The sequence below is a fragment of the Acetobacter sp. P5B1 genome, assembly GCF_018811985.1.
Lineage (GTDB): Bacteria > Pseudomonadota > Alphaproteobacteria > Acetobacterales > Acetobacteraceae > Acetobacter > Acetobacter cerevisiae.
The window spans coordinates 34,675-44,194 of sequence record NZ_JACRVS010000022.1; the positions used below are offsets into that span (position 1 = coordinate 34,675).

The 9,520-nt window shown below is 57.6% G+C and carries 11 protein-coding genes; 10 read left to right on the forward strand and 1 reads right to left on the reverse strand.

The window, feature by feature from the left end; translation table 11 throughout:
* The first annotated feature begins 167 nt into the window (after positions 1 to 167).
* Genes KP703_RS12155 through KP703_RS12165 form a run of 3 tightly spaced genes read left to right on the forward strand, consistent with a single transcriptional unit; the run spans position 168 to position 2,362 of the window.
* Positions 168 to 731: a Fur family transcriptional regulator gene (locus KP703_RS12155; protein ID WP_062142358.1), complete on the forward strand. Its 564-nt coding sequence runs from the start codon at positions 168 to 170 to the stop codon at positions 729 to 731.
* Complete coding sequence (locus tag KP703_RS12160) at positions 728 to 1,303, forward strand: hypothetical protein (RefSeq protein WP_215755128.1); 576 nt, start codon at positions 728 to 730, stop codon at positions 1,301 to 1,303. The genes KP703_RS12155 and KP703_RS12160 overlap by 4 nt, the downstream gene beginning before the upstream one ends.
* A gap of 21 nt (positions 1,304 to 1,324) precedes the next feature.
* On the forward strand, positions 1,325 to 2,362 hold the full coding sequence (locus KP703_RS12165; RefSeq protein ID WP_215755129.1) for an asparaginase: 1,038 nt from the start codon (positions 1,325 to 1,327) through the stop codon (positions 2,360 to 2,362).
* A 422-nt stretch (positions 2,363 to 2,784) separates the two neighbouring features.
* Here KP703_RS12165 and KP703_RS12170 read toward each other — a convergent pair whose 3' ends face one another.
* Entirely contained in the window at positions 2,785 to 3,513 is a 729-nt protein-coding gene (locus KP703_RS12170) for a histone (protein ID WP_215755130.1), read from the reverse strand.
* Between the two features lie 323 nt (positions 3,514 to 3,836).
* Between KP703_RS12170 and mtnA the strand changes: the two genes are divergently transcribed.
* The 7 genes from mtnA to KP703_RS12205 all read left to right on the forward strand — a co-directional run.
* Positions 3,837 to 4,931 (forward strand): S-methyl-5-thioribose-1-phosphate isomerase, encoded by a 1,095-nt coding sequence (gene mtnA / locus KP703_RS12175; protein ID WP_215755131.1) that lies wholly within the window; start codon positions 3,837 to 3,839, stop codon positions 4,929 to 4,931.
* A 180-nt stretch (positions 4,932 to 5,111) separates the two neighbouring features.
* On the forward strand, positions 5,112 to 5,606 hold the full coding sequence (gene ybaK / locus KP703_RS12180) for a Cys-tRNA(Pro) deacylase (protein WP_086653359.1): 495 nt from the start codon (positions 5,112 to 5,114) through the stop codon (positions 5,604 to 5,606).
* 149 nt (positions 5,607 to 5,755) lie between these two features.
* Positions 5,756 to 6,676 carry a DUF2272 domain-containing protein gene (locus KP703_RS12185; RefSeq protein WP_215755140.1) on the forward strand — a complete coding sequence of 307 codons (921 nt, stop codon included), beginning with the start codon at positions 5,756 to 5,758 and terminating at the stop codon, positions 6,674 to 6,676.
* A 105-nt stretch (positions 6,677 to 6,781) separates the two neighbouring features.
* Complete coding sequence (locus KP703_RS12190) at positions 6,782 to 7,819, forward strand: cysteine synthase A (protein ID WP_215755132.1); 1,038 nt, start codon at positions 6,782 to 6,784, stop codon at positions 7,817 to 7,819.
* A 27-nt stretch (positions 7,820 to 7,846) separates the two neighbouring features.
* Complete coding sequence (locus KP703_RS12195; protein WP_215755133.1) at positions 7,847 to 8,431, forward strand: DUF3574 domain-containing protein; 585 nt, start codon at positions 7,847 to 7,849, stop codon at positions 8,429 to 8,431.
* Positions 8,432 to 8,471: 40 nt separating this feature from the next.
* A complete protein-coding gene (locus KP703_RS12200) occupies positions 8,472 to 9,293 on the forward strand; it encodes a hypothetical protein (RefSeq protein ID WP_215755134.1) in 822 nt (273 codons plus the stop codon).
* Between the two features lie 54 nt (positions 9,294 to 9,347).
* On the forward strand, positions 9,348 to 9,520 hold a 173-nt coding region (locus tag KP703_RS12205; protein ID WP_045543078.1), incomplete at its 3' end, for a transposase.

The following is a 9,520-nucleotide window of genomic DNA, read 5'->3' on the forward strand; positions in this document are numbered from 1 at the left end:
GTGACCGCCAGCCGGGTGAACGTGATATTATAACATGATGACTTTGACCAGAACCCGAAGGGCTGGTCTGTTTTGCGTTCACTCTCTGGCATGCGTAAGATAGAGCCGCTCCCAAGGCCGGACTGGAGACAAACCGTGATTTCTGCCGCGCAGACTGTAGTGACCGCATGACCCCCACAGAGTTTTCCCCCGCGACCACAAGCCAGCTCGACCGGGCGGATGCCCTGTGCACCCGGCAGGGTGGGCGCATGACGCAGCAGCGCCGCGAAATTCTTGGTCTGATTCTGGACGCAAAAACGCCGGTTGGCGCGTATGACCTGCTGGAAAAGATCAAAACCCCGGACCGCCGCCCGGCCCCGCCGACAGTCTATCGCGCGCTGGACTTTCTGCTGGAACACGGGCTGATCCATCGGATTGAGCGCCTGTCCGCCTTTGTGCCCTGCACCCATCTTTTGCATGACGCACCCGGCCACGACCCCGACCATTGCCATGACCACGATCATGACACCTGCCTGCACACGGCGCAGTTCCTTATCTGCAAATCCTGCAAGAGTGTGACGGAAATTGCGGACTCCAGCCTGCTGACAACACTGCGCGGCATTTGCCGGGAGCAGGATTTTGTCATGCAGGGGGCATCCATTGAAGTCGTTGGCCTGTGCGCCGACTGTGCTGCCAAAGCCCGCCCGGCAGGCAAAGCCGCCCGCAAACAGGCTGCCCCCTCCCCTTCATGACCTCAAAACCGGGCCGCCCACCTGTGCAGTTTGACCTGCTGGGTGCGCAGCCCGGTAAAAGACCCCGCAAGGCTGGCACGCAGACCACACCGGCCCACAAGACAGACACTGACCGACCCCAGCGGATAACGTCCGCCAGACGCGCATCCCGCGCAAAAGCGGAAAACCCGTTACAGACCGATCTGTTTACGCACCCTCTGCCGCCGCGCCCCCGGCCACCCCGCACGCATCTGGATACCGAAGAACTTCGGCTTTCTACTGTGCCTGCCACTGGCTTTTCCCCGCACGCCACAGCTGACAGCTGGCTTTATCTGGTCACGGAGCCAGACACCGCCAGCCAGTTTCTGGCCGAGGGTCTGCCCTTGCGCAAAACTCACCCGCTTTTGCTGACAGAGCGCGGCGGCGTGGCGCACTGGCTGACGAAAATGACTGATGATCCACCGGGACTTTTCGCCATAACACCTGTGGTGCTACGTCTGCGACGCACCATGGTCTCCGAGTGGCTGGAACCGGACCCGGACCACAGCGCAGAATTTTCCGCTCCGTGTTATCTGCTGAGCGGAAGCAGATAGAAACAGGATCGATAAGCAACCATGACAGGAAACACGCAAAGCGACACGCTTCTGGCTGAAGTCACACGCGGAGGCCGGGTGGAATCCCGCCATTATGGCGCGGCTGTTGTGATGGATGCCTCGGGAAAAACCGTGTTTGCCACGGGTGATGTCACCACCCCCATCTATCCGCGCTCCACCGTGAAGGCCCTGCAGGCGTTACCGCTGCTAACGGAAGGCGCTGCGGACAAATACTCTCTGCCGCAGGAAGCCCTGGCGCTGGCCTGTGCCTCGCATCAGGGGGAGCCTGAGCATATTGCCGTTGCAGCAGACATGCTGGGCCGCACCGGGTGGGATTATGGTGTGCTGGAATGCGGCACCCACTGGCCGCTGGATGCCCATGCGGCCCGCGCACTGGCGGCCACGGGTGAGCAGGCCTGCGCTCTGCATAACTGCTGCTCTGGCAAGCATGCCGGCTTTATCTGCCTCTCCTGCGCGACGGGGCAGGACCCGGCCCATTACATTCGCCCGGAACACCCCATTATGCAGACCATGGCCCGTACGCTGGCCGACGTGACGGGTGTGCCGCATACCGATGCCAACCGGGGCACGGATGGCTGCGCTATTCCCACATGGGCCATTCCGCTCTCTGCCCTGGCACTGGCCTATGCGCGCTTTGCCACCGGCACGGGGCTGAGTGCGGACCGTGCGCAGGCTGCACAACGTCTGCGGGCTGCCATTTCCTCTGCCCCGTTCATGATTGCGGGCACGGACCAGTTTGATACGCTGGTCATGCAGGATCTGGCCCCGCGTGTGCTGACCAAAATGGGCGCGGAAGGCGTGATGATTGCCATTCTGCCGGAAAAAGGTCTGGGCATTGCCATTAAATGTCGGGATGGCGGCGTGCGGGCTGCGGAAACGGCTGCGGCGGCACTGATCGCCCGCTTTGGGGGTGAAGATGCCCCGATCCTGAACCACTTTATGCGCCGTCCGCTGAAGAACTGGAACGGTCTGGTGGTAGGTGAACTCCGCGCCTCTCGTGAACTGGCTGGAGACAGACTGCCCGACGCAGCGGCCTGAGCATCACGGTTTATAAAACGCCTGCGTCGACCTTATGGCAGCGTGGAGATTGGCCTCAGGCTATATCTGCGTTGCCGTGAGCCGCTACCTTCTTATAGGTGCTACGGCTGCCCCCTGCGCACCTGCAAACCCGCCTCTTGCAGCTGTGCCTGTCGGAAAAAACAAGAACAAAACAAAAACACTTTGTAGAAAATTCGTTTATTTTGAAGAAAGCATTAAAATATTTTTAGGGTGTATGGTCTGACATGATGCGTCTGCCTGACCCACAAAACGTCTTCATCCAGAGAAAAAGACCATCGGCAGCAGAGATTTTCTGTGTTGCCGGAAACCACACCAGCCGGGAGAAACCTGCATAAAACAGGGTCCCGGCTGGCGCAGCAGATCGGTCTGACTTCTGCGCACAGAGGCCAGACCGGAAAAACTTATTTCTTGCTGCGGGTTGTTTTGGAAGCTTTGCGGCCGCGCGTGGTAGCGGGCTTGGCTGCGGCTTCAGCCGCTTCTGCTGCCAGACGGTCATAGCGCTTCTGGCGGCGTGTTTCCTGCACAATACGCAGTTTTTCAACAGCGGAGAGACGCACTTTCTTTTCTGCCGGAGCAGCTTTAGCGCGCGGTGTGCGGGTTTTGACCGGGGCCGGAGCCTTACGGGCCGTGGTGGTTTTAGCAGCAGCCTGCTTGGGAGCAGCGGCTTTGCGCGTTGCTTTAACCGGCTTTGCGACTTCAACAACAGCGGCAGCAGCCGGACGACGGCCACGACGTGCCGGAGCCGGTGCTTCCACAACGGTTTCTACAACCTTGCGGCGTGTAGCGCGGGTTGCCGGTTTGGCTTCAGCAGCAGCGGCGGCGGCTTTGCGCGGGGTGCGGGTGGCGGGCTTGGCAGCGGCTTTGGCCGGAGCTTTTGCAGCGGTTGCTCTTTTCTTCGGGGCGGCCTCAGCTTTTGCAGCTTTGGGAGCGCGGGCCGGTTTAACAGCGTCCGTCACTTTTGCAGCGGCAACCTTGCGCGGCTTACGAGCCGGAGCCTTGGGTGCAATTTCTTCTTCCACTACCGCGTTTTTTGCGGGGGTCTTGCGCGTGCGGCGCGTGGCAACCGGGGCTGTACGGGCGGCGGATACGGAAGTCCGGGCCGTGGCGCGGCGCTTTTTGGTTTCGCTCATTCAAAACTCCATTTTGATCCCCGCTTGCAAAACTTTAAGAAATACAAACGAGATTATAGAATTAATTCTTTTTACTCTTTCAGGAAAGGCTCCTGAAAGGCGCCCCGATGACCTGAAACTCGTGTCATTCATAACAAAAACAACAGAAAATGCAAAAAATACTTTAGAACCAGAAAGAATAACCGGCGTTTTACGGAGACCCACCTTGTGCCAGGGGTTCCATTCCGGCCGCTGACACCCCATGTCCGCAGACCGGGAGTGGTGATCCGATGAACTCTCCGGTATTATCAGCGCATATCCCCAATCCTGACAGGAACAGGTTCATGAAGATCAACGGCACGCCGTATCGCAGCGTCTGGGTGAATGAAAAAGATGGCTGGTCCATTCACATTTTTGACCAGACCCGCCTCCCCTTCTCCCTCGATATACTGCGCCTGACCACTCAGCAGGAGGTGGCTCATGCCATCCGCACCATGCAGGTGCGCGGCGCGCCGCTGATTGGGGCTGTGGCAGCCTACGGCCTTGCGCTGGCCCTGCGGCAGGACGCCAGTGATGCCGCGATGGAGCAGAACGCCGCCATGCTGGCTGCCACACGACCCACAGCCGTAAATCTGCACTGGGCGATTGACCGTATGCTGAACAGCCTGCGCCCCGTTGCCCCGGAGAACCGCGTTGCAGCGGCCTATGCGGAAGCAGGCCGCATTTGTGATGAAGACGCCGCCCAGAACGAGGCCATTGGTCGCCACGGGCTGGAACTGATCCGTGAGATTGCCAAAAATCGCCCTGCTGGCACACAGATTAACCTGCTCACGCATTGCAACGCGGGCTGGATTGCCACCGTGGACTGGGGTACGGCGCTGGCGCCCATCTATATGGCGCATGATGAAGGGCTGAATGTGCATGTGTGGGTTGATGAAACCCGCCCGAGAAATCAGGGTGCTGCCCTAACCGCGTGGGAACTGGGCAGCCACGGTGTGCCGCATACGGTCATTGCGGATAATGCTGGCGGCCACCTGATGCAGCATGGTCAGGTTGATCTGGTCATTGTGGGCACAGACCGCGTGACCCGCACAGGGGATGTCGCCAACAAGATCGGCACGTATCTGAAGGCACTGGCCGCGCAGGACAACAAGGTTCCGTTCTGGGTGGCCCTGCCCTCCACCACCATTGACTGGAGCGTGGCCAATGGCGTGACGGAAATCCCTATTGAAGAACGGGCAGCGTCCGAGATCACGCATGTCGCGGGCCGGGACGAGAATGGCAGGCAGACCCGTGTGCAGATTACCCCGGACGGCAGCCCCGCCGCCAACCCGGCGTTTGATGTCACCCCGGCGCGGCTTGTGACGGGCCTGATTACTGAGCGCGGCATCTGCCCGGCGACAGAAGAAGGCCTGCGCTCTTTGTTTCCTGAACAGTAAATAAAGAGCCTTTCATCCGAGCCTGATCCTGCGGCGCCGGCCTCCTTTGTCCGGTGCCGCATTTTTTTGTGCATACGCCTATGCGCACGGCTTTTCTTGACGGCCCCCGGCCTGCGCCTGATAAGCGCTATACGACGCAATACAGTCCGCGCCATGATGCCATTTTGAAAGGGCAAGACCATGTCTGAGACGATAGAAACCCCCACAACCCAATTTCTGGCGGCCCATGGCGTTGCCTACACCATGCATGACTATGAGTATGTGTCTGACCCCGGCAAAATTGGCCTGCACGCCGCAGCAGGTATCGGGATTGATAACGAAAAGGTCTTCAAGACCCTGATGGTCGAAATTGATAAAAAGCAGGTGGTGTGTGCGGTTATTCCCGTGCATCAGAAAATGAACCTGAAAAAAGTTGCCGCCCTGTTTGGTGGCAAGAACGCCCGGATGCTGGGTGCGGAAAAGGCAGAAGCGCTGACGGGCTTTCAGGTTGGCGGCATCAGCCCGTTTGGCTCCCGCACACAGGTGCCCGTTGTGTTTGAAAAAAGCGCACTCAAGCAGGACATCATGTACATCAACGGCGGCGGGCGTGGTCTGGTGGTCGGTCTGGCTCCGGCAGATGCAGTCAAATGCGTTAACGGCCAGACGGCTGACCTGACGGTTGAACCGGCTGCCTGAAGACACAGACGCGACAAAAAGGAAACAGGGGTGCTGTGAAAAAGGCACTCCCCTCTTTTCCCACGTCGCGGGGCGGCTTATGCAGAACAGGAGAGCTCTTGACGGCAAGGGCTCCTGACGCTCCGGGCACCCCGGAGGGATTTGTCTGGATGGAGACGAGATTGTCACGCAAGCTCTCTGTTGCCCTGCTGGCCCCCTTATGTCTGGCAGCCTGTGCGGCGCAACCTTCGCACGTTCCGGGGGCTCGCCCCACCGCAACCACCGCTGCAGGCAGCAGCGCAGGGAGCTACGGCTACAGCTATTCCGGCCATGTGCCGGATTTTGCCACCCGCAATTATGAGCCGTTCAACCGGCAGGACGTGGTGGCCATTGCCATGCGGGAATGGCGGATGTTCGGCAGCCCGGTGAATGATGATGACCCGGAACTGCGCCCCGAACCCCAGATTGCCTCCGTCAAACCCGAACGCGCCCCCGGCCTGTGGGAACGTGTTGGGGAATACTGGTGGATCGGGATGGACCCGGACGTGACGGAATCCACCTTTACCGGCAAGCATGACGCCAGTGGCCGCCTGACCAACTTTGTGCATGACGGCGACTATGCGTGGTCCGCTGCCTTTATCTCTTATGTGATGCGTGTGGCCGGGGCGAATAACCGCTTCCCGTATTCTCCCAACCACTCCACCTATATCAATGCAGCGGCTGCGGGGCAGTCCTCCGTCCTTCGCGCGCAGGACCCGGCGGCCTATGTGCCCAAACAGGGTGACCTGATTTGCGTGGGCCGTGGCCGCGCCAAGACATCCGTGCGCTTTTCCAGCCTGCCGACCTCCTACGGCTTTCCGGCGCATTGCGGCTATGTGGTCGCGACCAACCAGACCGGGCAGCCTTTTGGCCATCAGCTAAGCATTATTGGCGGCAATATTGATGATGCCGTGGCGCTGACGCATGTGCCAACGGACGCAAGCGGCCACATCTCCGCCCCCAGCGGCGAGAGTTATGACTCGCGTTATCCGTGGTGCACCATTCTGGAAGTGCTCTATGATGCAGAGGCGGAACCGGACGCAGGGCTGTAAACACCCCGGCACCATCTTGTTATCCTGTTCTGAATACGACAGACTTCATGATCTGATGCGCGCAGATGCGAGCCTGTTGAACGAAGCGAGAAGGTGCAACCAGATATGACTGACAGTGCAACGTCCTCCGCCCGCCCCGGCTGGCACACCCTTTCTGCCGATATGCCGGGCGCTGTGGGCGGCACACCGCTTATTCGCCTGCGCAAGGCGTCTGAAGCCACTGGCTGCGAGATTTACGGCAAAGCCGAATTCATGAACCCCGGCGGCTCCGTTAAGGACCGTGCAGCCCTTGCCATTATTGAAGACGCCGAACGCCGGGGCGTGCTGAAGCCCGGCGGCACACTGGTAGAAGGCACGGCTGGCAATACCGGTATCGGGCTGACGCTGGTGGCCAATGCGCGCGGCTATAAATGCATTATTGTGATGCCGGAGACGCAGAGTCAGGAAAAAATCGGCTTTCTGCGGATGATTGGCGCGGACCTGCGGCTGGTGCCAGCCAAGCCGTATCGGGATGAAGGCAATTACGTGCATGTCTCCCGCCGGCTGGCGGAAGAAGGTGGGTATGTGTGGGCCAACCAGTTTGACAACCTTGCCAACCGTGAAGGCCACCGTGCCACCACGGCAGCGGAAATCTGGCAGCAGATGGACGGTAAGGTTGATGCCTTTACCTGCGCCTGCGGCACCGGCGGCACGCTGGCTGGCACGGCCATGGGCCTGCATGACGCCGCCAGCAAGGCGGGCGCAAAAGCCCCGCGCATTGTGCTGGCTGACCCGGAAGGCTCTGGCCTGTATGGCTGGGTGAAGGACAATGATCTGTCCGTTTCCGGCTCCTCCATTACCGAGGGCATTGGCCAGTCCCGCGTGACGGCCAACCTTGAAGGCGCGCCGATTGATGATGCCGAGCGCATTCCCGACCCGGAAGCGCTGGACATTATCTACAGTCTGCTGATTGATGAAGGTCTGTCGGTCGGTGGCTCCTCCGGCATTAACGTGGCGTCTGCCATCCGCACGGCCCGCAAGCTTGGGCCGGGGCACCGGATTGTGACCATCCTGTGCGATGGCGGGGCGCGTTATGAGTCCAAGCTGTTCAACCCCACCTTCCTGCGGGGCAAAAACCTGCCGGTTGCCCCCTGGCTGGATTAACAACCGGATAAACAAGAGGTCATCACCATGCCGGTCCGCACACCCTTGCTTCCTTCGCGCAGCATCCATCGGTGGGGTGCGCTGGCCGGAATGGCCGTTGTTCTGAGCGGGTGCGGCAGCGCGCTTGTCGCCCCCGGTGCTGAGAGCATTGTTGGCACGTCCGCGGCCCACGCCCCGGCCACCACGACTGGCGCGCCGCCCGCCACGGCCAATCTGGAAGCGGGCTCAAAGATTGCAGAGCCAACGTCCGCAAATGGGACCGGCACGCTGTGTCAGGCTTTTCAGACACATCCGATGCTGAACATTACGCTGCTGTTTGGGCAAACGCGCCCGCGCGGGCAGGCTATTTCTGCCTCTGAATGGCGGGATTTTCTGAAAACCACCCTCACCCCCGCCTTCCCTGCCGGGCTTTCCGTGCTGTCCGCACAGGGGCAGTGGCAGGACCCACAGACCGGGCGTGTCTCACAGGAACCGGCCCGACTGGTGACGATCATTGCCGCACCCACACAGGACCTCCCCATCCGGCTGGACACCATCCGTAACCGCTACAAAGAGCGCTTTGAGCAGCAGTCTGTGGGGCTGGCCGTGGCTCCGGTTTGTGCGGGGTTTTGAGATTTCCTTTTAGTTAGTAAAAGGAAACGGAAAGAAGATTATGGGATTATTTAACTGGCTGAAGCCAAAAAAACCTCTCACGCCAGACAAAAAAGAGGAATCAAAGAAAAATATCGAATTCCATATAAAGATAGATTTGGGAAATTCAGATACTGATGCTGGAGTATATTCACCAAATAAAAATTATAAAGCGTATATTTCTTACATAGAACAAGATTTCAAGAAAAAATTATTTACACAAAATATAGAAATAATTGGCAATGATAAAAGATTCATTTATGAAATAAATAGCCATTCCCCCATTATAAATCCAACATTAACAGATAATGGAATATTTATTTTTATTGAAAATAATATCAATCAAAGTTGTAATTTCACTATACATATTCTCAGAGCAGGAAATGTAATTGATATTTTGAAAGAAGGATACTGCTTATCGTTTGCAATATCTGAGGACGGTGAAATTTGTGGCCTTGTGGATTCTGGAATAAGAACTCCCAGGAGGGTTCTAATATATGGAACCAAATCCGGTGACTTAATGTATTCTTGGGATCTTCAAGATAAGCATCTTAATAAAATTGAAATCATAAAAAAAGATACATGTTATTGCGTTGCTCTTTCAGACGTTGAATTGGGAACATTTGAATTTTCTTTATCTGGAAATTTTAACAATGAAAAAGCTTACATTGATGCTGAACTCGAGAAAGGGAATATTTATACAGTCATTTCTCGAGTAGAAAAAATACTCAAGATGCACAGAAAATCTGATGGTGATACTGTCCTCAGAGAGTTACTCCCTTACATTGAACATGCGCATTATCCCCAGTTTTCCAATGAAGCTCATTGGGTAATCCCCCCATAAAAAGAGTGACTTTTGAATGAGAATTTTCTCAGCGTAAGAATTGAGGAGATTCTGATGAAGAGTGATCGCTTTACTGACGCCCAGATCATGGGTGTGATCCGCCAGGCTGAGGGCGGTGTCCCGGTTCCTGACCTGTGCCGGGAGCATGGGATTAGCAACGCCACGTTTTACCGGTGGCGCGCGAAATATGGCGGCATGGATGCTTCGATGATCAGTCAGATGAAGGC